The following is a 26,226-nucleotide window of genomic DNA, read 5'->3' on the forward strand; positions in this document are numbered from 1 at the left end:
TTTTGCAGCCGCTTGCGCGTCTGCCGGCCTTGCGGCGTAGCCGCTGCGGCCCCTCACCCTAAAAACGTGCCACCGGCACGTTTTCTTCACGGGCTCGTCCCTTTCGGGTTCGAATCCCTTGCAGCACATAAGAACGACTTTTTCCCAAAAAACAAAAACGGCATCCCAACCGGGATACCGTTCCTGTGGTGCGCTGCAAGGGATTCGAACCCCTGACCTTTTGGTTCGTAGCCAAACACTCTATCCAACTGAGCTAGCAGCGCATACCACTCCGCTTTTGGAGTGCATCATATATGTTATCATAGTCGAACACGGTTGTCAACCGTTTTTTTCGTCCAGAATCATATTTTTTGCCTTTTCCAGCAATTCCTTGTCGGCGGCATAAGTCAGCCGGCGCTGTGCTTCCTCCAGCGGCAGCAGGCAAACTGCCCGCACCTCCTCCGGCTGGGCCCGCAGCGTGCCGCCGGTGATCTCGGCCACAAAGAACACAACATCCTTTGTCACGCCCTTTGCGGGCGAATAGGTCGTCACCTCGCGGTAGCCCGGACGCACGCGTACCTGCGCGCCCGTTTCTTCGCGCACCTCGCGCATGGCGGTCTCTTCCTCGCTCTCACCGGCTTCCACATGGCCTTTTGGAAAAGCCCAGTGGCCGCCATAGCGGTGGCAGATGACAAGCACGCGGGGCGCGCCTTCTTCGCGGGTATAGCAGATCGCCCCGCAGGATTTCTCATGTTTCATGTTCTTTTTCCTCAGTTCAAAATAAATTTACGTTTCGTGCGCCGCCGGGAATTGTGTTTTGGCGCGGGCTTTGGTATACTTGTAAAAGGATTTTACTGCGCGCAGCCTTGCGCTGCGCGGTATTTTTGTTTTATTGGAGGTTTTTCACTTTGACTCTCATGGATCTGTTGCTTCTGCTCCTTGTTATCGCCGCTGCAGTGGCCGTTTATTTCTTTTTTGTCAAAAGCCGGGACGAAGGCACAGAAACGCCCCGGAAAGCCAAAAACCTGGACGGCGCGAAAAAAAGCGCAAAAGCCCTGAGCGCGGCCCGCCGTTTCGCGGCGCTGCACCAGTATCAGGTCATCGCCCCCGCGCAGATTGCCAAGGACGGCAAATTTGCCGACCTTGATTTCATCATCGTCGGCTGGTTCGGCCTTTTGTGCGTAAAATGTGTGGGGCTGGGCGGCCAGATCTACGGCAACCCCGGCGACCCGATGTGGCTGCAGGTGGACGCGGAAAAGCGCATCTCGTTTGAAAACCCCATGCGCGCCGCAGAGGCCGATACCCGCCTGGTGCGTGACACGCTGTTTACTGCGAACCTGCGCGGCATCCAGGTGGAGACCGTGTGCGTTTTCACCAATAAAAAAGCGACCCTTGCGCTGCCGCGCGGCACGGGCCACTACACGCTGAAGGACTTCAAGGCGCTGCTGGGCAAGAGCAAGTACGAGCAGGACAAGGGCGTCGATATTCCCCAGACCGTGGACGCCGTCAAGAAGTGGGTCGTAGAGGGCTGAGGCCCGCCGTCTTGTCCTATTATAGCAAACCGTGGCGGATTTGAAAAGCCGGGCAAAACTATTTACAGTTTGTTCACAGCGGTTTAACAAACCTTACGCAATTCTTTTCTATAATACAATCACAGGGACACGGAAGCCGCAATCCGGGTTCCTGCACATGATTCCTCCTCACACCAAGAGAGATACCCCTAAAAGCCCCCGTGCTCACCACACGGGGGCTTTCCCTTTGCAAAAAGCTGCGCGGTGCGGGACGCTTCCGTTCCCGCGCGCCGCGCAGTTTTTTCTTTCAGGTTTCAGCGCCGCAGCCCGCCTGCGCCACCTCGGCCGCGATATAGCCCGGCACCTGTTCAGGCGTGATGCCCAGCGCGGCGGCCAGCTCACCATGAAGCAGCTCCTCGGCACGCTTCATATATTCGGCCTCGGTACGTGCGGGCTTTTTGCCCTGCGCCGTACGCTCCCTGTTTTTGCCGTAGATCGTCTTGATAAGCTGCACCAAATCGTCGCAGTCGTGCGTGCGCATGAGCGAACGGTAGTGCTCGGCCAGCATCTGCTGATCCTTCCCGCCGCATGGGTTCTCCTCAATCTCCGGGATCCGGCCGATGAGCGCCTCTGCCTGGGCATGCGTCAGAATGGGCCGCATAAACACCTTGGCGTCCACAGGAATATATACCGTGCCTGTTTCGTACACAGGGTCCAGCTTATAATACAGCTTTTTTTCGCCGGCGCCCGGCAGCCCCGCCGGAGCCTCCACAGCCTCCACACGGCATACGCCCATATTCCCGTACACGATCAAATCGCCTTTTTGAAACATCGTATTCCCTCCTGTAAAACCACTCCACCCGTTTCGTCCCGAACAGGCGGACGCGCCGCGCCGTGCTCCCTCCCCTGCGCTTCGCTCCGCCAAAAATCAAAACAGCGTGCGGTTTTGACAGCCGGACTTACGTTCCTCAAAACCACACGCTGCAATTTTTCAGTATCCCGTTTTGCCGCCGCTGCGGCATTTCCTGTTTATAGTATACCACATTTTGCCCCCAATTGTAAGCGGAAGTTTTTTCTCTCCGCCGCGCGCCCTCCGAAACCGGGCGGACAGCCTGTCCAAAATTTTATCCGGGCCGGACTTTTCCCCACCCCCTATGCATATAAATTGCATGAGGTGATGTCAAAATGTACAAGCGGCGCAGAAGGCGGCATATTGTAATGCCCGTGCTGGCGGGCCTGCTGACGCTGGCCACGCTGGGCAGCACGGCCTTCGCCGCGCCGTCCTTTTCCCTCCCGCAGGCTGCCGCGTATTTCAGCAGCATTCTGTGCGCGCCGAATGCAGCGCTGGCCGCAACCCGGCGAGTGCTGGACGACGCCATGGACGAGGACGCAGTGCCCACGGCGCAGCCTATCGATGAGGACGATCCCGAGGCAGGCTTCTGGACGGTGGGCCCGACCGAGGAGGAAATGCTGCCTCAGAGCGAAGCGCAAAGCGTATCTTCCGGCGCTTCCTCCGTACCGGACGGCCCCATTCCCGATGGCATGGCCCCGCTGCTGGAAGCGCATTACGAGCAGGGCGCGGGTGCGGGCTATGTTTCCAGCGGCGCAGCCACCGTGCGCAACAGCACCGACCTGCCTGACAGCGAGGTAGCCGCGGAAATGATGCAGACGCTTCCGTTCCAGGTGGAGCTGAACAGCGCGGAGCCTCAGGTACTCATTATGCACACGCACACCACAGAAACCTACGAACTGGAGGAAAAAAACTGGTGCGATCCGGCGTTTTCCGCCCGCAGCACGGATCTTTCTGTCAATATGGCCGCAGTAGGAGCCGAAATGGCTGCTCAGCTCAACGCGGCGGGCGTAAACACCCTGCACGACACCACCCTGCACGATTACCCAAGCTACAACGGCAGCTACGCCAAAAGCAACGCCACCGTGCGCAGTTATCTGGAGCGGTATCCCAGCATCAAGGTGGTGCTGGACGTCCACCGCGACGCCATCCAGCGGGACGACGGCACCCGTGTCAAGCCCGTGGCGGACATCGGCGGCATGAAAGCCGCCCAGGTCATGATCATCTGCGGCGCAGACGTGGACGGCAATCTGCCCAATTTTAAACAGAACCTCCGCTTTGCCAGCCGCTGGCAGGATAAGATGGAAAGCATGTTCCCCGGCCTCACACGGCCTGTGCTGTTCGACTACCGCTATTACAATCAGGATCTTACGACCGGCAGCCTGCTCATTGAGATGGGCGGCCATGCCAATACTTTGGAAGAGGCCAAATACTCCGGCCGCCTGGTTGGTCAGGCCCTGGCTGCTTTGTTTGCAGAGGGCTGAACGCGCCCGTATATAAACTCTTCGGCCACGCAAAAAGCCCCGCGCATACGCACGGGGCTTTTATTATTGGTACAGTCTTATTCCGCCACTTCTTCAAAGGCCTCTTCACCGGCGCCGCAAACGGGGCACGGCACGGGAGGAACGTCGCCCTCAAATGTCTGGCCGCAAATCGTGCATCTCCATTTTTTCATAATACTAACCTCCTTTTATTCATTTCGTTTCACCTATTGATATTATATGCCAATTGATAATACAATGCAATAGTTTTTAAAAAAGAATCATTCACCGCGCACGGCTTTGGCAAAATCCCGGCCGAACTGTACGGCTGCAGCCAGGTCCTCCTGTGTGGGGCAGAACCGGACACGCATGCCCTCCAGCGGCAGGCTCAGCCGAAGCTGCTGCATGCGCGCAGTCAGATTGGGAACCGCCTCGCCGCTCCAGCCGTAGCTGCCGAACGCACCCGCCGGCTTGCCCTTGTGGATGATGGGGTTCAGGCCAAGAAACATTTCGTACACTGGAGGCAGCGCGTCGCCGACCAGCGTGGGGCTGCCCAGCAAAAAGCCGTCCGCCGCGGCTACCGCGGCCTTTGCAGCGGCGGTGTCGTCGGAGACGAGGTCGTACATTTCCACACGCACGCCGCCTTCCTTCAAGCCGTCGCGGATGTGCTCGGCCAGGCGGCGCGTATAGCCGTAAGCGGAAACGTAGGCAACTGCCACCACTTTTTCCGGCCTCTGTTCAGGCCGGCACCAGGTGCGGTACATGTCAAAATACTTCTGCACGCCGCTGCGCAGCACGGGGCCGTGGCCGTTGCCCACAAACTCCACGGGCAGGCTGCCGATCTTATCCAGTGCGCTGCGCATGAACGGGTCTTTGAACGGCCCGATGATGTGGTCGAAATAATATTTGTACGCGGGAGTGAAATCGCCGTCGATGAGGTCGTTGAATACGCGCGGGTCGGCATAATGGCAGCCAAAGCTGTCGCAGGTAAACAGGGCTTTCAGCTCCGGGATGTACGTATACATGCTGTCGGGCCAATGAAGCATGGGCACACTGAGGAATTTCATCGTCAGACCGCCCAGGTCAATCTCGTCCTTCTCCGTGACGGCGCGGGACGGAAACGGGCCGTTGACGATTTCTTTCAAAAACGTCAGCGCCGTTCCGCTGCCCAGCACCGTGGCGCCGGGCGCAAGCTCCAGCAGCCGCTTCATGCTGCCCGTGTGGTCCGGCTCGGTATGGTTGACGACGATATAATCCAGAGAAGCCGGGTCGCACACCTCGCGGATATTGGCAAGGAACTCCTCAAAGAACGGCTCCTTGCTCGTCTCGAACAGCACCGTTTTTTCAGTGCCCTTCACGATATAGGAATTGTAGGAAGTACCGTGGTCTGAATGCATGATGATATCGAACACGCGCAGGCCGGGATCCTGCACGCCCACGTACCAGATGTTTTCTTTCGCCTGTAAAGCGCCCATAAAATCCAATCTCCTTTTATCGGTTTTGCATCATACATTTTATCTTATTTTGTTGAAAGCCGCAAGGACCGGGCCAGGCGCGCACTTCTAGTATATGCAAAAAATCTCCGGCAAACCGCGGTACCGGAGACCTTTTATCTGTTCCATGCCGGCAGCCGTTTCACGCATGCGCCCGGCGGTAGATCAGAAAATCAAAATGCAGTTCTGTTGTAAGCGTATCCAGCGAGGCCAGCCTTTCAGCGCCGGAGCGGGGCGTTTTCCAATAATAAGGCGTCATCGCAAACAGGTCCAGGATCGTGCTGCCCGTCACGGTGAGCATGCTGTGTACGGGTATCCTCTGCTCCAGCGCAAAGCCGGGATAAGCGACATCCTGCACCGTATTTTCGTAAGGGCGCTCGTAGAGCACCTCCTTAAGGCCGTACAGGTGGCGCGGGCCGGGCACCGCAAACACGAATGCTCCGCCGGGCTTCACCACACGGGCAAATTCCTGTGCGGCGGCCGGGCTGAAAATATCGACCAGGCAATCCGCCGCCGCATCGGCCACCGGGATGGCGAAGCTGCTGGCCACCGCCCACTGCACGGCATGTGCCTTGTCCCGCCTGGCCGCTGCCTTTACCGCGAATTTGGAAATATCGAACGCGGCCGCCGACGGCGTTTTGCCTGATGCGCGCAGCGCCTGTACAAGACGGGCGGTATAATACCCTTCCCCACAGCCCGCGTCTACCAATGAGGGAGCCGGCAGCTCCATAAGCAGGCTGCAGACAAGCGCATTCAGCCCGTCGGAAAAGCAGGCATACCCGCCCGTATCCAGAAACCGGCGGCGGGCCGCCACCATCTCCCTGCTGTCGCCGGGGATTTTGGCGTGCATCTGGGCGGCCGGCAGAAGATGGGCGTAGCCCTCAGCCGCGAGGTCAAAACTGTGGCGTTTGGGACAGACCAGGACGCGGGCGCCGCGTGTCAGCGGCGCCCCGCACACCGGGCAGCGGAAAAGCTCCATGGTATCGCTCCCTTTCGCATGTTTTTCCGGGCGGCGCCGCGGTGCGGCAGGCGCAAAAAAGGCGCGGCGCGGGCGTGTGCCCGGCGCGCCGCGCCCTGCCGTATATCCGCGGTGCTTATTCTTCGTGCGCCTTCATATACTCTTCAAAGCTGGCATATTTTTGTGCAGGGGCCCTACGTGCGATAAGCTGGATGCTGTCGTCCACCTCGGAAAAGCGCGGCTCCTCTTTTGCAGACTTTGCGCTCTTTTCAGCGCGGGGCGCGTGCTCGGCTTTTTCGCCGCGTCCGTTCTTGCCGCGCGGCGCGCCGTTTGCCGGTTTCTCCTTTTGGGGCTGCTGGGGCTGCGCCTGCGGAGCACTCTCTTTTTTCTGCGGCGCCTGGCTGGCTGCAGCCGGGCCCTGCCCGCCGCTCTTATGGCGGCGGCCGCCGCGCCGACGGCGGCGCTTTGCACTTTCGGCCGGGGCCGCGCCGTCCTGCTGCGGGCGCTGTGGCGTATTCGTCTGTTCCATTTGAAATTCCTCACTTTTTTCCGGCCGGGCGGCGGCCCGGACCGGCTTTTTCCGCGCAGGGGCCTGCTGCTGCGCCTGTACGGCCGGCCGCACGGCAGGCGCGCGCTCGGTACGCGGCGCGCGCTGGCCGCGCCCCTGCGTCTGTTTCTCTTCTTTTTCAAACACCTGCATCGGCCACTCGTGTTCCACGGACGGGATGCGGATGTGCGTCAGCTTTTCAATATCCGCCAGATATTCCTTTTCCTCAAAGTCGCAGAAGCTTACGGCCACGCCCGCGTGCCCCGCGCGCCCCGTGCGCCCGATCCTGTGCACATATGTCTCGGGGATATTGGGCAGATCATAGTTGAACACATGGGAAAGGCCGCTGACGTCAATGCCGCGGGCGGCAATGTCCGTGGCCACCAGCACGCGGATACGGCCGTCCTTGAAGCGGCCCAGCGCGTCCTGCCGGGCGTTCTGGCTTTTGTTGCCGTGGATGGCCATAGCCCCGATGCCCGCGCGGGCAAGCTCCCGCACAACGCGGTCCGCCCCATGCTTGGTGCGGGTGAACACCAGCGCGCTGGTCACCTCCGGTTTTTGCAGCAGCTGCGCCAGCAGGTGGCGCTTGTTGCCCTTGTCCACAAAATAAACGCTTTGCTCAATGCGCTCCACCGTCGTGGCGGGCGGCGCGACCATCACCTTTTCCGGGCCGTGGAGCAGGCCGTCGGCCAGCTCCTCGATCTCCCGCGGCATGGTGGCCGAGAACAGCAGCGTCTGCTTTTGCCCCGGAAGGCAGGCGAGCACCCGCTTCACATCATGTACAAAGCCCATGTCCAGCATACGGTCGGCTTCGTCCAATACGAATATCTCAACATTTTTCAGGTCGATATAGCCCTGTCCGATGAGATCGTTCAGGCGGCCGGGCGTGGCTGTCAGGATATCTACGCCCTTTTTCAGCCGGGCCACCTGGGGATTCTGGTTCACGCCGCCGAAAATAACGCAGTGTGCAAGGCGCATATGGCGGCCGTAGGCCGCAAAGCTTTCGTCGATCTGCAGCGCAAGCTCGCGGGTCGGCGTGAGAATGAGCGCTCGGATGGGGCGCCCGCCCGAAGGTGCTGGCGCAGCCGCCAGACGCTGCAGAATGGGCATGGCGAACGCGGCGGTCTTGCCGGTTCCGGTCTGAGCGCAGCCCAGCAGGTCCCGCCCGGCCAGTACGGGCGGAATGGCTTTTTGCTGAATGGGAGACGGTTCTTCGTAGCCCGCCTCGGCGGCGGCTTTCAAAATTGGGGGAATCAGGTTCAAATCGCTGAATTTCATGCAGTGGGTTCCAATCTTTCCTTATCGCGGGACGCGCACACCTTCTGTCCCGGGCAATAAAAACATATTTTTTCGCGGGCGCGGCCCGCACCGGGCAAAAAATTTTTCCGGCAGGCTCCGCGCGGCTTGTACCGACGCGGACAGTGTGCTAAAATGGGGGCGGTCAGAGACAAAACATTGCGGAAACGGCTAAAAAACCCCATATTATTATATATTATATCATGTCTCCGCCAGCCGTGGCTAGAACAAAACCGCACCTGCTGCGGTTTTGCATGGTTCAATGTCCTCAAAGCCCTGTGCGTCAGCACAGGGGCGTGTGCAGTGCACACGCGCGGCCGCGCATGCGGCGGCTTTGAGGTTATTATACCATGACGCCGCGACGCAACCTCAACAAAACCGCACTTGTTGCGGTTTTGCATGGTTCAATGTTCTCAAAGCTCTGTGCGTTAGCACAGGGGCGTGTGCCACGCACACGCCCGGCCGCACATGCGGCGGCTTTGAGGTTATTATACCATATTTCTAAGCTCGCACTTCGCGTACCGCTCGTGTTCACTAAGAAACATGGTATCTATGCCGCCAGGCTCATGCTTCGCCTGCGGCTCGCATTCACCAACCGGACATATTATACCACAGAACGGGAGAAACCCCAAGATGGAAGCTGCTAAAAAAATCTTTACCCGCGCGCATATCATCTGGTTCCTGCTGCTCAACTTCGGCCTTGTGCTGCTGGCGGCAGGCATCCATTTTTTCAAATCACCCAATAATTTTGCAATGGGCGGTACGTCCGGCATCTCCATCATCGCGGCCACGCTGCTGCCGCATATGGATGTGGGCACGTTCATGTTTATCATCAACGGCGTGCTCATCGTGCTGGGGCTGGTGTTTCTGGGGCGCGCGGTCATCGGGGCCACGCTTTACTCTTCGGTGGCGCTCTCGTTCTATGTCTGGGTGCTGGAGCGCGCCGTGCCCATGGCCCGCCCGTTTACGGACGACACGTTCCTGGAGCTGTGCTACGCCGTTATCCTGCCTGCGGCGGGCAGCGCTATTATTTTTAACATCGGCGCCTCCAGCGGCGGCACCGACATCATTGCCATGATCCTTTCCAAATACACGAGTCTGGAGATCGGCAAGGCGCTGCTCGTTTCGGATTTCTGCATCGCGCTGTTTGCCGGCGGGCTGTACGGCGTGCGCACAGGCCTGTACTGCGTGCTGGGCCTGCTGGCCAAGGCCTTTGTGGTGGACGGCGTCATCGAAGGCATCAACGTGCGCAAAAAGGTCACCATCGTGTCCCGCCAGCCGGACAAGATCAATGAGTTCATCATGGGCACGCTGCACCGCGGCGCTACCGTATATACGGCCCACGGCGCCTTTTCGGGCCGGGACGAGCAGGTCATCACCACGGTGCTGAACCGGCGCGAAGCTGTCTCCCTGCGCAATTACATCCGCCGGACGGATCCCGGCGCTTTCATCACCATCGTCAATTCCAGCGAGACCATCGGCAAGGGCTTCCGCGCCATCTGAACGGCGCGCCTGCCTGCTTTTCCTTTTACACAAAAAACCGCTCCGGCGCTTTGTTGCATACCGGGGCGGTTTTTTGTAATTTTCCCATCTGATTATACAGAAAGTTCAGCTTTCTCTCCCAGCAGCGCGCGGTTTTCCTCCAGAAGCGGGCGGATGCAATCCGCCAGGAATTCCTCTACCTGTGCGGCGCTGCGGCCCGTGAAGTCCTCCGGCTTGAGGATGGCCTCGATCTCCTCGTAATCCAGCCCGAAAGAGGAGTCGGCGCAGATGCGCTCGATGAGGTCGTTTTTGCCGCCCTCCTCTTTCACGACCTTTGCCGCCTGCTGCGCATAGACACGGATCTTCTCGTGCAGCTCCTGGCGGTCGCCGCCTTTCTTGACGGCGCTCATCATGATGTTTTCGCTGGCCATGAAGGGCAGCTCCGCCATAATGCGGCTTCGGATGACCTTTGGGTATACCACCAGGCCGTCGCACACGTTGAGCATGATGTTCAGAATGGCGTCCACGGCCAAAAAGCCCTCGGCCACGGCCACGCGCTTGTTGGCGGAATCGTCCAGCGTGCGTTCAAACCACTGTGTGCCCGCGGTGAACGCGGGGTTCAGCACGTCGATCATCACGTAGCGGGCCAGCGCGCAGATGCGCTCGCACCGCATGGGATTGCGTTTGTAGGGCATGGCGGACGAACCGATCTGGTTTTTCTCAAACGGTTCCTCCATCTCCTTGAAATTGGCCAGCAGGCGCATGTCGTTGCCGAACTTCATGGCGCTCTGCGCAACGCCGGACAGCGCGGACAGCACATTGTAGTCCACTTTGCGGGAATACGTCTGGCCCGAAACGGGAACCACTTTTTCAAAACCCAGCGCGGCGGCGATGTCGGCCTCCACCGCCTTGATTTTTGCGTCGTCGCCCTCAAACAGCTCTACAAAGCTGGCCTGTGTGCCCGTGGTGCCCTTGCTGCCCAGCAGCGCAAGCCCCTTGATGCGCGTCTCGATTTCGGCGTAATCCATATACAGCTCGCCCAGCCACAGCGCGGCGCGCTTGCCCACGGTGGTGAGCTGCGCGGGCTGCAGATGTGTGTAGGCCAGCGCGGGCATGGCCTTGTATTCGTCCGCGAATTCTGCCAACAGGGCCATCACGTTCAGCAGCTTGCGGCGCACTACCTCCAGCCCCTCGCGCATGACAAGGATATCGGTATTGTCGCCCACATAGCAGCTGGTGGCCCCCAGATGGATGATGCCCTTTGCCTCCGGGCACTGCACGCCGTAGGCATAGACGTGGCTCATCACGTCGTGGCGGCACTCCTTTTCCCGGGCGGCGGCCACATCGTAATTGATGTCGTCCTTGTGCGCCTCCAGCTCGGCGATCTGCGCGTCGGTGATGGGCAGGCCCTGCTTCTGCTCGGCCTTCGCCAGCGCGATCCACAGCCTGCGCCACGTCTTGAATTTATTGTCCTCCGAGAAGATGTACTGCATCTCTTTCGACGCGTAACGCGTCTGGAACGGGGAAGTATAGGTATCGTGTGCCATTGTGCTCTCCTCTTACAGTTTGAAGTAATCCACGCCGCCCTCAAACAGCTTCTGGTATTTGTTGCCGTCCACGTTCTTATACAGGTTGTCGCCGCTGCGCTCGGAATGGCCCATCTTGCCCAGTACACGGCCGTCCGGGCTGGTGATGCCCTCCACGGCATAGTAGCTGCCGTTGGGGTTGTGGCGCACGTCCATGGTGGGCTTGCCGGACAGGTCTACATACTGGGTGGCGATCTGCCCGTTTTTCACTAGGCGGTCCAGCGTTTCGGCTCCGGCCACGAAGCGGCCTTCGCCATGGCTGACGGCCACCGTGTGCACATCGCCCGGCTTTGTATACTGCAGCCAGGGCGAAAGGTTCGACGCCACACGGGTGCGCACCAGCATACTCTGGTGGCGGCCGATGGTGTTGAATGTCAGCGTGGGGCAGGTATCATCCGTCTCCACGATATCGCCGAAGGGCACAAGGCCCAGCTTGATGAGCGCCTGGAAGCCGTTGCAGATGCCCAGCATCAGGCCGTCGCGCTTTTGCAGCAGCCCGCGCACGGCCTCGGTGATGGCCGGGTTGCGGAAAAACGCCGTGATGAACTTGGCGCTGCCCTCCGGCTCGTCGCCGCCGGAGAAACCGCCCGGCAGGAAGATCATCTGGCTGCGCCCGATGAGCTCCTTCACAGCAGCCACGCTCTCGGCCACATGGGCCGGGGTGAGGTTGTTGATGACGAATACCTCGGGCTCGGCCCCGGCGCGCTCCATGGCGCGGGCGGAATCGTACTCGCAGTTTGTGCCCGGGAACACCGGGATCAGCACGCGGGGCTTTGCTGTGCCCACCTTGGGCGCCACGCGGTTCAGCGCCTCGTACTTCAGCGCGGGCGCCTCCTGCGCCGGCCCGGCTGCCTCTGCCGTACGGTAGGGCAGCACCGGCTCCAGCTTTGCTTCATAGGCTTCCTGCACTTTGGCCAGGTCGGCTGTCTCGCCGTTCAGTTCCCACACATAGCGCGCTGTTGTCTCGCCGATGGGCGTGCCCACGTCGATGTCCTCCGCCAGCTCCAGCACAAAGCTGCCATAGGCGTAGCCGAACAGCTTTGCGGCGTCAAAGCCCGGGGCGAAACGCACGCCCAGGCGGTTGCCCAGGCCCATTTTGAACAGTGCCTCGGCCAGACCGCCCATGGACGGCGTGTAGGCAGAAAGCACCTTTTTCTCTTTGATGAGCGTCTCCACCTGCGCCCACAGCAGCTTCAGGCTCCCGGCATTGGGCAGCAGGCCGTCGCGCATGGCCGGGCTCAGCAGCACCAGCTTCGAGCCGGGCAGCTTGAACTCCGGGCTGACGACATTGTCCGTATTGCCCGCGGCAACAGCAAAGCTGACCAGCGTGGGCGGCACGTCGATGTTTTCAAACGAGCCGGACATGGAGTCCTTGCCGCCGATGGCAGCGACGCCCAGTTCCACCTGCGCGTCCAGCGCGCCCAGCAGGCTGGCCATGGGCCGGCCCCAGCGGGTGGGGTCCGCGCCCAGGCGCTCGAAGTATTCCTGGAACGTGAGATAGGCGTTTTTGGCGGAAAAACCGGTGGCCACCAGCTTGGAAACGCTCTCGGCCACGGCCAGGTAGGCGCTGTGGTACTCGCTCTGTTCGGCGATGAAAGGGTTGTAACCCCAGGCCATGCCGGAGCAGGTCTTTGTCTCGCCGTGGGGCACGGGCAGCTTTGCCGCCATTGCCTGCACGGGCGTGAGCTGTGTCCGGCCGCCGAAAGGCATCAGTACCGTACCCGCGCCGATGGTGGAATCGAACCGTTCGGACAGTCCTTTTTTGCTGCAGGTGTTCAGATCGCTCATCAGCGCGGTCAGTTTTTCCTCAAGCGTGCCCTCCGGCGCTTTGCAGGGTTCCACGCTGCGTGCCGGCACGCGCACGTCCATATGCTTCTCCGCGCCGTTGGAGTTCAGGAATTTGCGCTTGATGTCGCAGATGATATTGCCGTTCCAGCGCATGACAAGGCGCGGCTCCGCCGTCACCTCGGCCACGACGGTGGCCTCCAGATTTTCCCTGTTGGCTGCGGCAATGAATTTCTCCGCGTCCTCCTTCGCCACCACAACGGCCATGCGCTCCTGGCTCTCGGAGATGGCAAGCTCGGTGCCGTCCAGCCCGTCATATTTTTTCGGTACGGCGTTCAAGTCAATGGAAAGGCCGTCGGCCAGCTCACCGATGGCGACGGAAACACCGCCCGCGCCGAAGTCGTTGCAGCGCTTGATCATCCGCGTTGCTTCCTTTGTGCGGAACAGGCGCTGCAGCTTGCGCTCCACAGGCGCATTGCCCTTCTGCACCTCTGCACCGCAGGTCTCCAGGCTCTCCAGCTTGTGGGCTTTGGAGGACCCTGTCGCGCCGCCGCAGCCGTCGCGGCCCGTGCGGCCGCCCAGCAGGATCACCACGTCTCCGGGGATGGGCTGCTCACGGCGCACGTTTGCCTCGGGCACCGCGCCCACCACCGCGCCGATCTCCATACGCTTGGCGATGTAGCCCGGGTGGTACAGCTCGTCCACCATACCGGTGGCAAGGCCGATCTGGTTGCCGTAGCTGGAATAGCCCGCCGCGGCTGTCGTCACCAGCTTGCGCTGCGGCAGCTTGCCGGGCATGGTATCCCTGACGGGCACCAGTGGGTCGCCCGCCCCGGTGACGCGCATGGCCTGGTACACATAGCCGCGGTTGGCCAGCGGGTCCCGGATGGCGCCGCCGATGCAGGTGGCCGCGCCGCCGAACGGCTCGATCTCGGTGGGATGGTTGTGCGTCTCGTTTTTGAACAGCAGCAGCCAGGGCTCGTCCGTACCGTTGTTGTCCACGGTGATGCGCACGCTGCAGGCGTTGATCTCGTCGGATTCGTCCATGTTCTTCAGCACGCCGGTCTTTTTCAGGTACTTTCCGCCGATGGTGCCCAGGTCCATCAGGCATACGGGCTTGTTTTTGCCCGCGTGCACCTCCCTGCGCAGCGCAAGATAACGCTCCCATGCGGCCTTCACCGTCTCGTCCTCGATCTGCACGTCGTCCAGGATGGTGCCGAAAGTGGTGTGGCGGCAGTGATCGCTCCAATAAGTGTCGATCATGCGGATCTCGGTGATGGTGGGGTCCCGTCGCTCGCTTTTGAAGTATTCTTGGCAGAAGGCGATGTCGCCTTCATCCATGGCGAGGCCGTAGTGCTTTACAAAATCCGCGAGGCCCGCTTCATCCAGCGCGGTGAAGCCCTCCAGCGTTTCCACGGTGGTTGGGATGGCGTAATCGGTCTTCAGCGTGGCCTTCTCCGCAAGGGACGCCTCCCGGGCCTCTACGGGGTTGATGACGTATTTTTTAATTTCAGCCAGCTCCTCCGCGCTGGGCGCGCCGTACAGCAGGAACACGCGGGCGGACTGCACGTCCGGCCGCTCGCCCTGGCTGATGAGCTGGATGCACTCGGCGGCGCTGGCCGCGCGCTGATCGAACTGGCCGGGCAGGAACTCGGTGGCGAACACCGCGTCCGCGCCTTCGGGCACGGCCGTATAGGTGAAGTCCAGCTGCGGCTCACTGAACACGGTGCCGCAGCACTGGGAAAACAGCTCTTCGGAGATGCCCTCCACGTCGTAGCGGTTCAGCAGGCGCAGGCCCGTCACGCTTTTGATGCGCAGCAGATGACGGATCTCGGACAAAATGCCCCTGGCCTCCACCGCGTATTCGGGACGCTTTTCCACATAAATGCGATATACCATAACGTTTCCTCCCTGTGGCTCACAGCGCGGCAAGCGCCTTCTGGCCGATGTCCGAGCGGCGGTGCAGCCCCTCAAAGCCGATCTGGTCCGCCGCGCCGTAGGCCGCGGCCACGGCGTCAAACAGCGAATCCGCCACGGCGGTGACGCCCAGCACGCGCCCGCCGCTGGTGACGAGCACATTGTCCGCAAGGGCCGTGCCCGCGTGGTACACGGTGGCCCCGCCGCCCGGCAGCTGGCCGTCCGCGAGGCCCGTGATGGGCTTTCCTTTTTCATAGTGCTGCGGGTATCCGCCTGAAGCCAGCACCACGCACGCGGCGCTTTGGCCGCTGAATTTTACTTCCGTCTGCGCCAGCGTACCGTTGGTGGCGGCCTGCATCACAGCCAGCAGGTCGCTCTCCAGAAGCGGCAGCACCACCTGGGTCTCCGGGTCTCCGAAACGGCAGTTGTACTCAATGACCTTCGGGCCGTCGGGCGTAAGCATCAGCCCGAAATACAAACAGCCTTTGAAGGGCCGGCCCTCCGCGTTCATGGCCGCAACGGTGGGTTTGAAAATCGTCTCCATGCACACCTGTGCGATCTGCGGCGTATAATAGGGGTTGGGCGCGATGGTGCCCATGCCGCCGGTGTTCAGGCCCCTGTCGCCGTCCAGCGCGCGCTTGTGGTCCATGCTGGACACCATGGGCACGACGGTTTTTCCGTCGGTAAAGCTGAGTACAGAAACCTCCGGCCCCGTGAGAAACTCCTCGATGACGATACGGCTGCCCGACGCGCCGAACTGCCTGTCCTCCATGATGCTTTTCACAGCGGCCAGCGCCGCGGCCTCGTCCTCGCAGATCAGCACGCCCTTGCCCAGCGCAAGGCCGTCCGCCTTGACGACAAGCGGGTACTTCCGGTTGGCGCGCACATAAGCCGCGGCCTCGCCCGCGTCCGCAAACGTCTCGTAGGCGGCCGTGGGGATGCCGTACTTCTTCATCAGGTTTTTGCTGAACACCTTGCTGCCTTCCAGAATGGCGGCGGCCTTGTTGGGGCCAAAGGCGGGAATGCCCTTTTCCGCCAGCGCGTCCACCATGCCCAGCACCAGCGGGTCGTCCGGCGCGACGACCACATAATCGATGCCCTCCTGCACGGCAAAGGACACCACGCCCGCCACGTCGGTGGCGGCGATGGGCACGCACACGGCGTCGCTGGCGATACCGCCGTTGCCCGGCGCGGCATACAGCGCGGGGCGCCGCGGGCTTTCCTTCAGCTTGCGGATGATAGCGTGCTCCCGCCCGCCCCCGCCGACAACCAGAACCTTCATAGGTCAACCTCCCTGCTTTCGCCGCCGCGCCGCCAAACGCGGGCAGAGCCGTGCTCCGCCCCGGCGCGGCCGCGCGGCGTTCTTTTTAATGGTGGAACAGGCGGATGCCGTTGAACGCCATCACAATGCCGTATTTATCGCAGGTTTCAATGACCTGCCCGTCCCGGATGGAGCCGCCCGGCTCCACGATGGCCGTCACGCCGGAACGGCGCGCGCGCTCGATGTTGTCCCCAAAGGGGAAAAATGCGTCGCTGCCGAGACAGACGCCCGTGACCTTGGACAGCCATTCTTTTTTTTCGGCGGGCGTCAACGGTTCGGGACGTGTGGTGAAGGTCTCCGCCCACACGCCGTCGCCCAGCACGTCCTCCCATTCGTCGGAGATATACACGTCGATGGCGTTGTCGCGGTTGGGGCGGGAGACGTCGGGACGGAACGGCAGGCCCAGCACCTTGGGGTGGTGGCGCAGCTGCCAGATGTCCGCTTTGTTGCCCGCAAGGCGCGTACAGTGGATGCGGCTCTGCTGGCCCGCGCCCACGCCGATGAGCTGCCCGCCCTGGGCATAGCACACCGAGTTGGACTGGGTGTATTTCAGCGCGATCAGGCACAGTGTCAGGTCCCGCTTCTGCTCGTCTGTCAGCGCCCTGTTCCGTGTGACGATATTGGAGAACGTATCGTCGCCGAACTTCAGCTCGTTGCGCCCCTGCTCAAACGTGATGCCGAACACATCCTTGTGCTCCACAGGTGCGGGCTGGTAGGATGGGTCGATGGCGACAATGTTGTAACCGCCCTTGCGCTTTGTTTTCAGGATGGCCAGCGCGGCGGCGGAATAGCCCGGCGCGATAACGCCGTCCGACACCTCGTGCTGGATGACCTTCGCCGTGGCTTCGTCGCATTCGTCGGAAAGGGCGATCCAGTCCCCGAAGCTGGACATGCGGTCCGCGCCGCGGGCGCGGGCATAGGCGCAGGCCAGCGGGGAAAGCTCGGTGTCCTCCACAAAATACATCTTTTTCAGCGTATCGTCCAGCGGCAGGCCCAGCGCCGCGCCGGCGGGGCTGACGTGCTTGAAGGACGCGGCCGCGGGCAGGCCCGTGGCCTGGCGCAGCTCTTTTACAAGCTGCCACGCGTTCAGCGCGTCCAGGAAATTGATATAGCCCGGTTTGCCGTTCAAAACGGTGATGGGCAGCTCGCCCTCCCGCATGAAGATGCGCGCGGGCCGCTGGTTCGGGTTGCAGCCGTATTTCAGTTCCAGTTCTTTCATATCCTTAAAAACCCCCATTCGATGTCCCCGGCGGCCCTGCCGCACACGGGGCGGCGCGTTACACTTTTTCGTATTTGTTCACGATGCGGTCCTGCGTTTTGCCCGTGGCAAGGTCGATATACCGCACAAACAGCGAAACCTTGTTGTCCTCGTTCAGGCTGTTCCAGACCATTCTTGTAAACGTGTCGATATCGCCCATCAGGCGCACGTGCTCCGGCTCGCCCGCGAAGCTGGGGATGGGGCTGCCGTCGCAGCGGTAGGTATGGATAAAGCGGCCCTCGCCTGCAACGGGCTGGTCGTATTCAAAGAAGAACCGTTCCACGGAATCCGCGTTGCCGCCGTCGGATTTCAGAATGGACAGCTTGTACTTCATTGCGCCGTCCTTCACCTTCACAATGCCCGAGATGCGCGGCGTGAAGTTGGGGGAATCCGGCTCAAAGGTGCGCGTGCGCAGCGCCTTGGCAAAGCCCTTGCCCGCGGCCAGGTGGTCGTATATCGTATCCGTCTGGTCGCCGTTGGTCACGATGGTTGTTTTGCCCAGCACGCGCACGGGCGCGTAGATGATGAGGGACGGGTCCTCCAGCTTGGAGGGGTCCGCCGCTTCGGTAATGATGCCGCCGTCCTTCGCGGTGAACACGCGGTTGCGGCTGTTTGCGCTGCGGCCCATGATAAAATAGGCGATGACGGCGCTTTTGCCGTCCTCCGACCTTCCCAGCACGATGCCGCGGCCGGGGTATGTATTTACGGCAAGCTCCGCCGCAAGGCTCAGATGGTCCATATCCTTCTCCTCTTTCCGCGGCGCGGCGGGTCCGTCCGCCGCGTCCAATTCTTCCGTCAGCTGCGCCAGCGCCCGGGGCAGCAACTTCCATTCCGCCTGCTCCATCACGCGCTTCTGCAGCGTTTCCGGCGTATCGCCGGGCAGCACGTCCACGGCCTGCTGCAGCAGGATGCGTCCGCCGTCCGGCACTTCGTTCACAAAATGCACCGTCGCGCCCGTCACCTTCACGCCCTTTGCCAGCGCTGCCTCATGCACCCGCAGGCCGTAATAGCCCGCCCCGCAGAAGCTGGGGATCAGGCTGGGGTGCACGTTCAGAATGCGCTCGGAATACGCGGTGATGACGCTGGGGCCCAGGATGGACAAAAAGCCCGCCAGCACCACCACGTCGATGCGGTGCTCCCGCAGCGCGGCCAGCAGCGCCGCGTCGTATTCCTCCGGTGCGGCATAGCTTTTGCGCGCCACCACAATGCCGGGCACGCCCGCTTTGGACGCGCGCTCCAGCGCGTACACGCCGGGCTTTGAGGCCAGCACCAGAGCGATTTTCGCATGGGGCAGCGCGCCCGCGGCCTTTGCGTCCAGAATGGCCTGCAGGTTCGTGCCGCCGCCGGAAACCAGCACCGCTACGTTCAGCATAGCTCTACGCCCTTTTCCGCACCCTTCGCGATCTCGCCCAGGATGTACGCATCCTCGCCCGCTTCCTTCAGGATGCGCACGGATTCGTCCGCCCTGTCGCCGGGCACGACGACAGCCATGCCCACGCCCATATTGAACGTATTGAACATGTCCCGCTCGGGAATTTTGCCAACCTTTTGCAGCAGCGGGAAGATGGGCGGCATGCGCAGGCTCTTTTTCTCGAGCTTCGCCACGCAGCCCGCGGCCAGCGCGCGGGGGATGTTCTCATAAAAGCCGCCGCCCGTGATGTGGCTCACGGCGCGCACATCCACCTGCTCCATCAGCGCCAGCACGGGCTTGACGTAAATTTTTGTGGGCGTGAGCAGCGTTTCGCCCAGCGTGCCGGAAAGCTCGTCGTAATGCTGCCAGATATCCGCGTACTCCACATTGAATATCTTGCGCACAAGAGAAAAGCCGTTGGAGTGCACGCCGCTGGAGGGCAGCGCGATGACGGCGTCGCCCGCCTGCATCTTCGTATTGTCAATGATTTTGCTTTTTTCCACGACGCCCACGGTAAAGCCGGCCAGGTCGTATTCCTGCTCCGGGTAAAAGCCCGGCATCTCGGCGGTCTCGCCGCCCACAAGCGCTGCGCCCGCCTGGACGCAGCCCTCGGCCACGCCCGCCACGATGGAGGCGATCTTCTCCGGGTAATTCTTTCCGCAGGCGATATAGTCCAGAAATACCAGTGGCTTCGCGCCGCAGGTGATCACATCATTGACGCACATGGCCACACAGTCGATGCCCACGGTGTCGTGCTTGTCCATCAGAAAAGCGATCTTCAGCTTCGTGCCCACGCCGTCCGTGCCGGAGACCAGCACCGGGTGGGTGAGGCCCGTCATATCCAGCTCGAACAGGCCGCCGAAGCCGCCCAGCCCGCCGATGGCGCCCGGCGTCATCGTACGCGCCACATGCTGTTTCATCAGCTCCACCGCGGCATAGCCCGCCGTGATGTCAACGCCCGCTGCCTTGTAGCTCTCGGAAAAGCTCTTCATATCGTTTCTCCTGTTCCCGACGGTCAGTCGTTGATATTTTCGGAAATTTTCTTTTCAAATTTGCTTTTTTCAGTGCTTTTGGGCGGCTCCACCGGGTATTTGCCCGTAAAGCAGCCCGTGCACAGGCCGCATTTACAGCCCTCGGCGATCTTCTTCACTCCGTCCACGCTCAAAAAGCCCAGGCTGTCCACACCCAAAATCTCCCGCATCTCCTCCAGCGAATGGTTGGCGGCGATGAGATTTTCCCGGCTGTCCACGTCCACGCCGAAATAGCACGGATACAGAAATTCCGGCGCGGAGGACAAAAAGTGCACTTCCGTGGACCCGGCTTCCCGCAGCATCTGTACGATCTGCCGCGAGGTGGTGCCGCGCACGATGGAATCATCCACCAGCACCACGCGCCGGCCCTTCACGGTGTCCGCAATGGGGTTCAGCTTGATGCGCACGGTGTTCTCCCGCAGCTTCTGGTTGGGCTGGATGAACGTTCGGCCGATGTATTTGTTCTTCAAAAAGCCGATGCCGTAAGGGATGCCGCTCTGCTGGGAATAGCCCAGCGCCGCGTCCAGGCCCGAATCCGGCACACCGATGACGACGTCCGCCTGCACAGGGTGCTCCAGCGCCAGAAACGCGCCGGCTCGCCGGCGCGCCCGGTGTACGGAAGCGCCGTCCACAACAGAATCCGGCCGGGCGATGTACACGTATTCAAACACGCACAGGCCTGTGGGGCAGCCGCAGTGGGTGCGGATGGAGCGGCAGCCGTTTTCGTCAAACACCACGATCTCGCCCGGCTCCACATCGCGCACGAACTCGCCGCCCGCGGCGGTGATGGCGCAGCTCTCGCTGGCAATGATGTCGTTTTCGCCCAGCTTGCCGATGCACAGCGGGCGGAAGCCCTGCGGGTCCCGCGCGGCGATGAGCTTGCGCGGGCTCATCACCACCAGCGAATACGCCCCCTTCAGCCTGTCCATCGTTTGCTCCACGGCCTGTTCGATGCTGTCGGAGGAAAGGCGCTCGCGGGTGATGGCGTAAGCGATGACCTCCGTATCCGACGTGGAGTGGAAGATCGCGCCCGAAAGCTCGAATTCCGAACGCAGCTCGGCGGAATTTGTCAGGTTGCCGTTGTGAGCCAGCGCCATCGGTCCCTTGATGTGGCGGATCACAAAGGGCTGCGCATTGGAGCGGACGGGCACCCCCGTGGTGGCATAGCGGCAGTGGCCGATGCACATATTGCCCCGGGGCATCGTCTCCAGCACGTCCTTGGTGAACACGTCGTTCACAAGGCCCAGCTCGCGCCGTTTGTAGAACACGCCGTCGTCGTTCACCGCCATGCCGCAGCTCTCCTGGCCGCGGTGCTGCAGCGCGTACAGGCCGTAATAGGTGGTACCCACCACGTCCAGGTCCGCGTCGCGGCGGTAAACGCCGAACACGCCGCACTCTTCATGCAGCTTTTCGTCAAGATAGTCTTTGATCATCCGCTCACTCCCCCAGCAGGCGCTTCATAACTTCCCGGTAGGCTTCCTCTTCGCCGCCCAGGTCGCGCCGGAACAGGTCTTTATCCAGGTGCGCACCTGTGGTGGCGTCCCAGAAGCGGCAGGTGTCGGGGCTGATCTCGTCGGCCAGCACGATGGAGCCGTCGGGCAGGCGGCCGAATTCCAGCTTGAAGTCGATGAGGCGGATGTTGAAGCCCAGCAGATATTGGGAAAGGATGTCGTTCACCTGGAAGGCATATTTCGTGATGGTGTCGATCTCCTCCTGCGTGGCCAGGCCCAGGGCCAGCGCGTGGTAATGGTTGATGAGGGGGTCGTGATACTCGTCGTTTTTGTAGCTGAACTCGATGGTGGGGATCTTCAGCACCGTTCCCTCAGGCACGCCCAGACGCTTGGTGAAGCTGCCCGCGGCCACGTTGCGGATGATGACCTCCAGCGGCACGATCTCCACCTTTTTCACCAGCGTCTCGCGGTCGGACAATTCCTCCACAAAGTGGGTGGGCACGCCCTTTTCAGCCAGCATCTTCATCAGGTTGTTGGAAAGCCTGTTGTTCACCACGCCCTTGCCGCGGATGGTGCCTTTCTTTGCTCCGTCGCCGGCGGTGGCGTCGTCCTTGTAATCCACGATGACAAGGTCCGCGTCGTCTGTGGCGAATACCTTTTTGGCTTTCCCCTCATACAGCTGTTCCCGTTTTTCCATGTTGTTCTTCTCCCTCTTTTGTGTTTTATAAAAATAAAAAGATATTTGGAAAGCATTCCTTACAGCGCGGCCGCCTCGGCCCGGATGGCGGCGTCCTTTTCAGCGATGGAGCGGGCCATTTTCTCCCGGTCCTCCGCCAGCAGCGCGGCGATGCGCGCGTCGTGGATGGCCAGCATCTGAGCGGCCAGCACGGCGGCGTTTTTGGCGCCGTTCAGCGCAACGGTGGCCACAGGAATGCCGCTGGGCATCTGCACGGTGGCCAGCAGGGCGTCCAGGCCGTCCACCGCGCCGCCCTTAACGGGGATGCCGACGACGGGCAGCACGGTGTTCGCGGCGATGCTGCCCGCCAGATGGGCGGCCATACCCGCGGCCGCGATGATCACGCCGAAGCCGTTTTCCGCCGCGCGCTTTGCAAACTCCGCCGCAGCGGCCGGGGTGCGGTGGGCGCTCATTACGCGCACCTCAAACGGGATATCCCAGCTTTTGAGCTGTACGGCCGCGGCTTTTACCGTTGGCCAGTCGCTGTCCGAGCCCATGATGATGGCTACTTTTTTGGTGTTTTCCATAAATCCATCTCCTTTGTGCGTCCCTGAAAAGAAAAAAGGCCGTGGTGCAGTTACACCATGGCCTTATGCTTGCAGTTTCAGCGCGGCATCCTCTTTCCGCAGCCCGCAGGCGCGCCGAAAAAACGCGCGGTATCCCGCAGACGCACTGCCCCGGCGGGAAGGCCGGCGACTTACACTCCGCCCCGGGTACGCAGCGGTTCCCAAAGCGATTGATTGCATCCCGGTACCTCCTCTGAACAGCTTGTTCGGTGCGAAGAAAAAGGATATTATCATCGTACTATGAAACCGGAATAAAAGCAATCGCTTTCCGGCGGCGGCGCGAATTTTCAGAGAAAACAACAAGAACCTTATGCCGCCGGGCGGCTTTTTTGGTTGATTGTCTTACACAGATTTTACAATGCGGAACCGGCGCCGTCAGCCGCAGATGATATCCGCCGTATCCGCCCGCGCCAGGCGGATCAGTTCCTCGGGCGCAAGCTCGATCTGATAGCCAATCCTGCCGCCGCTTACGATGATGCTTGCGCCCGCAAGCGCGCTGCGGTCGAACACGGTGCGGTAGGCTTTCTTCATCCCCAGCGGGCTGCACCCGCCGCGGACATAGCCGGTGACCTTATTGATATCGGCCACATGGAGCATGGCTACGCTTTTTTCGCCCACGCTTTTTGCGGCCTTCTTCAGGTCCAGCTCGGCCAGCACGGGCACGACGAATACAAAGTAGCTTTTTCCCGCGCCCTGTGTGACCAGTGTTTTAAACACGCGGGCGGGGTCCTGCCCCATTTTTGCCGCAACTGACGCTCCGTCGATGGCGCCGTCGCCGTGGTCGTAGGTATGGGGCGTATAGGGCACCTTTTCCTTGTCAAGCATCCGCATGACGTTTGTTTTGAATTCTGCCATTTTGTTCACTCTTCTTTGCCGGTGCCTAACAGATCATCTGCAGACACGCCGAAATAACTGCATAGCGTTGCAAAAGTTTCCACATACATCCGACGCTGCCGTGTTTCATACATGTTATACATTGAGGTTGCCACACCGAGTACATCCGCCATGTCTTTCTGCGTCAGCCCCTGCGCTTTGCGAAGCGCGCGGATACGGTCAATATAATCCATGCAGGCCCCCCCCCCTTCGTTTTATGATAATATATTCCATTTCGCTTTTTCACCAATAGTGAATTATGCTTGAAATAGTTTTTTACTATTTGTGAAACAAAGGAGAATGGATTGTGAAAAGCATCATAAAAGATTGGTACACAGGCGAAAATATCCCGGTGGAGACGCGCCTGCCCGCTTACAGACGAACAGCGCGCGCTGGCGCGGGAAACGGAAGAACTGAAAGGCCGGTTCACCGCCACTTTTTCCCGGAGCCAGAACGAGCTGTATGAAGCCCTGTGCGACCGCGAAGAGTTTGCCGGGTTGCACCGGGCGACCGCCATCTTCGCACAAGGTGTGGGCTCGGCCTGCGTCTGGCTTTCGAGGCTCTGGGATGAGAAGCGCAAGGCCCCCGTTTACCCCGGCGAAAGGCTGCCCTTGACAAATGCGCCGAATGCGCGTATACTGCTAACAAATCTTTTCCGCTGGGGGAAAACCATGCCGGACCGTTCGTTTACAACTGCAAACTATTATTATTTTGGCTATTACTTTACAGGTAATGGCTCTGTTTGCTGTGGAACGGTTCAGGATGCAAAATAATTTTTTGTAAACTGATAAGCCGGCAGCGCAGAGCGCTGCCGGCTTTTTTGTTTTAAAATTTTAAATCGCAAGAGGGGTATGCAGTATGATCGTTATTTTTAAAAACAACGCGAACCCGGAGCAGGTGAAGCAGCTCTGCGCCGGTTTTGAAGCCCAGGGCCTCAAAATTCACAATTCCGAGGGCGAGCACACGCACCTTATCGGCCTCATCGGCGACACATCCAGCGTGGACATCGACCTTGTGCGCGCCAATGATTTTGTCGAGGATGTGAAGCGGGTCAGCGAGCCCTATAAAAAGGCCAACCGGAAATTCCATCCGGCGGACACCGCTGTGGACGTGGCGGGACATACGATCGGCGGCGGACATTTCTCCGTGATGGCCGGGCCGTGCAGCGTGGAGAGCGAGAGCCAGATCGTGGAAGTCGCCCGCGACGTACAGCGCAGCGGCGCGGGCATCCTGCGCGGCGGCGCGTTCAAGCCCCGCACCTCCCCTTACGCGTTCCAGGGCATGCGCGCCGAGGGCCTGGAGCTTCTGCGCGAGGCCCGCGCCGCCACCGGGCTGCCCATCGTCACCGAGATCATGAACACCGAGCACGTTCCCCTCTTTGCCGACGTTGATATGATCCAAGTGGGCGCGCGCAACATGCAGAATTTTGAATTGCTGAAGGAACTGGGCAAGCTGCAAACGCCCGTTCTGCTCAAACGCGGCCTTGCCAACACCATCGAAGAATTTCTGATGAGCGCCGAATATATCATGGCCGGCGGCAATGAAAACGTCGTACTGTGCGAACGCGGCATCCGCACGTTTGAAACGAGCATGCGCAACACACTGGACATTTCCGCGGTGCCCATGCTCAAAAGCAAGACCCATCTGCCCGTGGTCATTGACCCCAGCCACGCCGCGGGCATTGCCTGGATGGTGGAGCCGCTTGCCATGGCCGCCATTGCCGCGGGCGCGGACGGATTGATGATCGAAGTCCACAACGACCCGCCCCACGCCAAAAGCGACGGCGCCCAAAGCCTGACGCCCGCACAGTTCGACGCGCTGATGGGCAAGGTCAAGGCCGCCAGCGCCTTCTTCGGCAAGGCCATCAACTAGGGGACGCTTAAAAAATCGAAAAAGCTGTTTTCTCCGACAGGAATCGGTGTTTGCTTCGTTAAAAGTTCTCAGAACACAGCATTTTCTCTATTTTTTAAACATCGCTAAGCGCGCCGTTCCGGCGCATCCCGCAATAAGGCCCGGAGCCGCGCTGCTTTCCGCACGGCTCCGGGCCTTATTGCCGCACGAAGCGCATCAAAGCTCGGCGTGCCAATCCACGTCGAATTTCCGGTCTTTAAAATAATAATCCGCGTCCGCTTCGGTGATGGCGCGCAGCACGCGGCAGGGGTTGCCCGCCGCAACAACATTTGCCGGGATGTCCCGGGTGACGACGCTGCCCGCACCCACCACCACGTTGTCCCCGATGGTCACGCCGGGCGTGACCACTGTATTGCCGCCCAACCAGACGTTATTCCCGATGGCGACGGGCTGGCCGTACTCGTAGCCCGAATTGCGCGCGGCCGGGTGTACCGGATGGCCCGCCGCATAAATGGCGACGTTGGGCGCAAACATCACATTGTCGCCAATGGTCACCCTGCAAACGTCCAGGATCACACAGTTGTAATTGGCATAGAACCACTCGCCTACCTCAATGTTGTAGCCGAGGTCGCAGTGGAACGGCTCCTCGATGTGCAGATGCTCGCCCGTTCTGCCGAACAGGCCGCGCAGCAGCGCCGTGCGCTCTGCACGCGCATCCGGCGGCAGACGGTTGAATTCCCAGCAGGCACGCTGCGCCCGGGCGCGTTCCTCCGGCAGGCCGTCCATCCACGCCTTATAGGGCAGGCCCGCCAGCATGCGTTCCTTTTGTGTCATACTCCGCTT

General features: G+C 60.9%; 22 protein-coding genes, 1 tRNA gene and 1 pseudogene. 4 read left to right on the forward strand and 20 right to left on the reverse strand.

The window, feature by feature from the left end:
• Nucleotides 1-186: 186 nt before the first annotated feature.
• Together TQ39_RS10755 and TQ39_RS10760 are read right to left on the reverse strand one after the other, a co-directional pair.
• A tRNA-Arg gene (locus TQ39_RS10755) sits at nucleotides 187-263 on the reverse strand.
• Nucleotides 264-318: 55 nt separating this feature from the next.
• Complete coding sequence (locus TQ39_RS10760) at nucleotides 319-738, reverse strand: bis(5'-nucleosyl)-tetraphosphatase (protein ID WP_009323831.1); 420 nt, start codon at nucleotides 736-738, stop codon at nucleotides 319-321.
• 158 nt (nucleotides 739-896) lie between these two features.
• Between TQ39_RS10760 and TQ39_RS10765 the strand changes: the two genes are divergently transcribed.
• A complete protein-coding gene (locus TQ39_RS10765; RefSeq protein WP_040910029.1) occupies nucleotides 897-1,511 on the forward strand; it encodes a nuclease-related domain-containing protein in 615 nt (204 codons plus the stop codon).
• 286 nt (nucleotides 1,512-1,797) lie between these two features.
• On the opposite strand, the gene TQ39_RS10770 is transcribed toward TQ39_RS10765, so the two are convergent.
• Nucleotides 1,798-2,322 (reverse strand): CarD family transcriptional regulator, encoded by a 525-nt coding sequence (locus TQ39_RS10770; RefSeq protein WP_009323829.1) that lies wholly within the window; start codon nucleotides 2,320-2,322, stop codon nucleotides 1,798-1,800.
• Nucleotides 2,323-2,708: 386 nt separating this feature from the next.
• Here TQ39_RS10770 and spoIIP point away from each other — a divergent pair, with 386 nt between their 5' ends.
• The gene (gene spoIIP / locus TQ39_RS10775) at nucleotides 2,709-3,824 is read left to right on the forward strand and encodes a stage II sporulation protein P (RefSeq protein WP_009323828.1); all 1,116 of its coding nucleotides are present in this window, start codon (nucleotides 2,709-2,711) and stop codon (nucleotides 3,822-3,824) included.
• 77 nt (nucleotides 3,825-3,901) lie between these two features.
• Here the strand turns inward: spoIIP and TQ39_RS10780 are convergent, their stop codons facing one another.
• The 4 genes from TQ39_RS10780 to TQ39_RS10795 all read right to left on the reverse strand — a co-directional run bounded on the left by TQ39_RS10780 (nucleotide 3,902) and on the right by TQ39_RS10795 (nucleotide 8,097).
• Nucleotides 3,902-4,015 carry a rubredoxin-like domain-containing protein gene (locus TQ39_RS10780; RefSeq protein ID WP_009323825.1) on the reverse strand — a complete coding sequence of 38 codons (114 nt, stop codon included), beginning with the start codon at nucleotides 4,013-4,015 and terminating at the stop codon, nucleotides 3,902-3,904.
• 87 nt (nucleotides 4,016-4,102) lie between these two features.
• Nucleotides 4,103-5,296 (reverse strand): FprA family A-type flavoprotein, encoded by a 1,194-nt coding sequence (locus tag TQ39_RS10785; protein ID WP_050005518.1) that lies wholly within the window; start codon nucleotides 5,294-5,296, stop codon nucleotides 4,103-4,105.
• Nucleotides 5,297-5,456: 160 nt separating this feature from the next.
• On the reverse strand, nucleotides 5,457-6,293 hold the full coding sequence (locus TQ39_RS10790) for a putative RNA methyltransferase (RefSeq protein ID WP_050005519.1): 837 nt from the start codon (nucleotides 6,291-6,293) through the stop codon (nucleotides 5,457-5,459).
• Between the two features lie 115 nt (nucleotides 6,294-6,408).
• Nucleotides 6,409-8,097, reverse strand: coding sequence for a DEAD/DEAH box helicase (locus TQ39_RS10795; protein ID WP_050005520.1), 1,689 nt, complete (start codon nucleotides 8,095-8,097; stop codon nucleotides 6,409-6,411).
• 651 nt (nucleotides 8,098-8,748) lie between these two features.
• Between TQ39_RS10795 and TQ39_RS10800 the strand changes: the two genes are divergently transcribed.
• A complete protein-coding gene (locus tag TQ39_RS10800) occupies nucleotides 8,749-9,618 on the forward strand; it encodes a YitT family protein (RefSeq protein WP_050005521.1) in 870 nt (289 codons plus the stop codon).
• Nucleotides 9,619-9,710: 92 nt separating this feature from the next.
• Here the strand turns inward: TQ39_RS10800 and purB are convergent, their stop codons facing one another.
• From purB to TQ39_RS10855, 12 genes and pseudogenes are all read right to left on the reverse strand, one after another.
• Nucleotides 9,711-11,144 (reverse strand): adenylosuccinate lyase, encoded by a 1,434-nt coding sequence (gene purB / locus TQ39_RS10805; RefSeq protein WP_050005522.1) that lies wholly within the window; start codon nucleotides 11,142-11,144, stop codon nucleotides 9,711-9,713.
• A 12-nt stretch (nucleotides 11,145-11,156) separates the two neighbouring features.
• On the reverse strand, nucleotides 11,157-14,867 hold the full coding sequence (locus TQ39_RS10810) for a phosphoribosylformylglycinamidine synthase (protein ID WP_050005523.1): 3,711 nt from the start codon (nucleotides 14,865-14,867) through the stop codon (nucleotides 11,157-11,159).
• 19 nt (nucleotides 14,868-14,886) lie between these two features.
• The gene (gene purD / locus TQ39_RS10815; protein WP_050005524.1) at nucleotides 14,887-16,167 is read right to left on the reverse strand and encodes a phosphoribosylamine--glycine ligase; all 1,281 of its coding nucleotides are present in this window, start codon (nucleotides 16,165-16,167) and stop codon (nucleotides 14,887-14,889) included.
• Nucleotides 16,168-16,252: 85 nt separating this feature from the next.
• Entirely contained in the window at nucleotides 16,253-17,425 is a 1,173-nt protein-coding gene (locus TQ39_RS10820) for a phosphoribosylaminoimidazolecarboxamide formyltransferase (protein WP_050005541.1), read from the reverse strand.
• A gap of 58 nt (nucleotides 17,426-17,483) precedes the next feature.
• Entirely contained in the window at nucleotides 17,484-18,203 is a 720-nt protein-coding gene (locus tag TQ39_RS21655) for an IMP cyclohydrolase (RefSeq protein WP_050005542.1), read from the reverse strand.
• Nucleotides 18,204-18,260: 57 nt separating this feature from the next.
• A pseudogene (gene purN, locus TQ39_RS21660) lies at nucleotides 18,261-18,836 on the reverse strand (phosphoribosylglycinamide formyltransferase); the annotation flags it as partial.
• Nucleotides 18,830-19,867: a phosphoribosylformylglycinamidine cyclo-ligase gene (gene purM, locus TQ39_RS10830; RefSeq protein ID WP_009323811.1), complete on the reverse strand. Its 1,038-nt coding sequence runs from the start codon at nucleotides 19,865-19,867 to the stop codon at nucleotides 18,830-18,832. The gene purM and the pseudogene purN, both read right to left, overlap by 7 nt.
• A gap of 23 nt (nucleotides 19,868-19,890) precedes the next feature.
• Nucleotides 19,891-21,339 carry an amidophosphoribosyltransferase gene (gene purF / locus TQ39_RS10835; protein WP_050005525.1) on the reverse strand — a complete coding sequence of 483 codons (1,449 nt, stop codon included), beginning with the start codon at nucleotides 21,337-21,339 and terminating at the stop codon, nucleotides 19,891-19,893.
• A 4-nt stretch (nucleotides 21,340-21,343) separates the two neighbouring features.
• Nucleotides 21,344-22,054, reverse strand: a complete 711-nt coding sequence (gene purC, locus TQ39_RS10840; RefSeq protein ID WP_009323809.1) for a phosphoribosylaminoimidazolesuccinocarboxamide synthase — start codon at nucleotides 22,052-22,054, stop codon at nucleotides 21,344-21,346.
• A 59-nt stretch (nucleotides 22,055-22,113) separates the two neighbouring features.
• Nucleotides 22,114-22,620 carry a 5-(carboxyamino)imidazole ribonucleotide mutase gene (purE, locus tag TQ39_RS10845; RefSeq protein WP_050005526.1) on the reverse strand — a complete coding sequence of 169 codons (507 nt, stop codon included), beginning with the start codon at nucleotides 22,618-22,620 and terminating at the stop codon, nucleotides 22,114-22,116.
• Nucleotides 22,621-23,034: 414 nt separating this feature from the next.
• Nucleotides 23,035-23,514 carry a Cys-tRNA(Pro) deacylase gene (ybaK, locus tag TQ39_RS10850; RefSeq protein ID WP_009323806.1) on the reverse strand — a complete coding sequence of 160 codons (480 nt, stop codon included), beginning with the start codon at nucleotides 23,512-23,514 and terminating at the stop codon, nucleotides 23,035-23,037.
• 5 nt (nucleotides 23,515-23,519) lie between these two features.
• Entirely contained in the window at nucleotides 23,520-23,726 is a 207-nt protein-coding gene (locus TQ39_RS10855) for a helix-turn-helix domain-containing protein (protein ID WP_009323804.1), read from the reverse strand.
• A 664-nt stretch (nucleotides 23,727-24,390) separates the two neighbouring features.
• Between TQ39_RS10855 and aroF the strand changes: the two genes are divergently transcribed.
• The gene (aroF, locus tag TQ39_RS10865) at nucleotides 24,391-25,404 is read left to right on the forward strand and encodes a 3-deoxy-7-phosphoheptulonate synthase (protein WP_009323801.1); all 1,014 of its coding nucleotides are present in this window, start codon (nucleotides 24,391-24,393) and stop codon (nucleotides 25,402-25,404) included.
• A gap of 195 nt (nucleotides 25,405-25,599) precedes the next feature.
• Here the strand turns inward: aroF and TQ39_RS10870 are convergent, their stop codons facing one another.
• The gene (locus TQ39_RS10870; RefSeq protein WP_050005528.1) at nucleotides 25,600-26,217 is read right to left on the reverse strand and encodes a sugar O-acetyltransferase; all 618 of its coding nucleotides are present in this window, start codon (nucleotides 26,215-26,217) and stop codon (nucleotides 25,600-25,602) included.
• Between the last annotated feature and the right edge of the window lie 9 nt (nucleotides 26,218-26,226).

The organism is Ruthenibacterium lactatiformans, assembly GCF_000949455.1.
In the GTDB taxonomy this organism is placed as follows: Bacteria; Bacillota; Clostridia; order Oscillospirales; family Ruminococcaceae; genus Ruthenibacterium; species Ruthenibacterium lactatiformans.

Bases quoted from the DNA above. Each gene is read 5' to 3' on its own strand.
- TQ39_RS10760 (WP_009323831.1), bottom strand. From the start codon at position 738: ATGAAACATGAGAAATCCTGCGGGGCGATCTGCTATACCCGCGAAGAA.
- TQ39_RS10765 (WP_040910029.1), top strand. From the start codon at position 897: ATGGATCTGTTGCTTCTGCTCCTTGTTATCGCCGCTGCAGTGGCCGTT.
- TQ39_RS10770 (WP_009323829.1), bottom strand. From the start codon at position 2,322: ATGTTTCAAAAAGGCGATTTGATCGTGTACGGGAATATGGGCGTATGC.
- spoIIP (WP_009323828.1), top strand. From the start codon at position 2,709: ATGCCCGTGCTGGCGGGCCTGCTGACGCTGGCCACGCTGGGCAGCACG.
- TQ39_RS10780 (WP_009323825.1), bottom strand. From the start codon at position 4,015: ATGAAAAAATGGAGATGCACGATTTGCGGCCAGACATTTGAGGGCGAC.
- TQ39_RS10785 (WP_050005518.1), bottom strand. From the start codon at position 5,296: ATGGGCGCTTTACAGGCGAAAGAAAACATCTGGTACGTGGGCGTGCAG.
- TQ39_RS10790 (WP_050005519.1), bottom strand. From the start codon at position 6,293: ATGGAGCTTTTCCGCTGCCCGGTGTGCGGGGCGCCGCTGACACGCGGC.
- TQ39_RS10795 (WP_050005520.1), bottom strand. From the start codon at position 8,097: ATGAAATTCAGCGATTTGAACCTGATTCCCCCAATTTTGAAAGCCGCC.
- TQ39_RS10800 (WP_050005521.1), top strand. From the start codon at position 8,749: ATGGAAGCTGCTAAAAAAATCTTTACCCGCGCGCATATCATCTGGTTC.
- purB (WP_050005522.1), bottom strand. From the start codon at position 11,144: ATGGCACACGATACCTATACTTCCCCGTTCCAGACGCGTTACGCGTCG.
- TQ39_RS10810 (WP_050005523.1), bottom strand. From the start codon at position 14,867: ATGGTATATCGCATTTATGTGGAAAAGCGTCCCGAATACGCGGTGGAG.
- purD (WP_050005524.1), bottom strand. From the start codon at position 16,167: ATGAAGGTTCTGGTTGTCGGCGGGGGCGGGCGGGAGCACGCTATCATC.
- TQ39_RS10820 (WP_050005541.1), bottom strand. From the start codon at position 17,425: ATGAAAGAACTGGAACTGAAATACGGCTGCAACCCGAACCAGCGGCCC.
- TQ39_RS21655 (WP_050005542.1), bottom strand. From the start codon at position 18,203: ATGGACCATCTGAGCCTTGCGGCGGAGCTTGCCGTAAATACATACCCC.
- purM (WP_009323811.1), bottom strand. From the start codon at position 19,867: ATGAAGAGCTTTTCCGAGAGCTACAAGGCAGCGGGCGTTGACATCACG.
- purF (WP_050005525.1), bottom strand. From the start codon at position 21,339: ATGATCAAAGACTATCTTGACGAAAAGCTGCATGAAGAGTGCGGCGTG.
- purC (WP_009323809.1), bottom strand. From the start codon at position 22,054: ATGGAAAAACGGGAACAGCTGTATGAGGGGAAAGCCAAAAAGGTATTC.
- purE (WP_050005526.1), bottom strand. From the start codon at position 22,620: ATGGAAAACACCAAAAAAGTAGCCATCATCATGGGCTCGGACAGCGAC.
- ybaK (WP_009323806.1), bottom strand. From the start codon at position 23,514: ATGGCAGAATTCAAAACAAACGTCATGCGGATGCTTGACAAGGAAAAG.
- TQ39_RS10855 (WP_009323804.1), bottom strand. From the start codon at position 23,726: ATGGATTATATTGACCGTATCCGCGCGCTTCGCAAAGCGCAGGGGCTG.
- aroF (WP_009323801.1), top strand. From the start codon at position 24,391: ATGATCGTTATTTTTAAAAACAACGCGAACCCGGAGCAGGTGAAGCAG.
- TQ39_RS10870 (WP_050005528.1), bottom strand. From the start codon at position 26,217: ATGACACAAAAGGAACGCATGCTGGCGGGCCTGCCCTATAAGGCGTGG.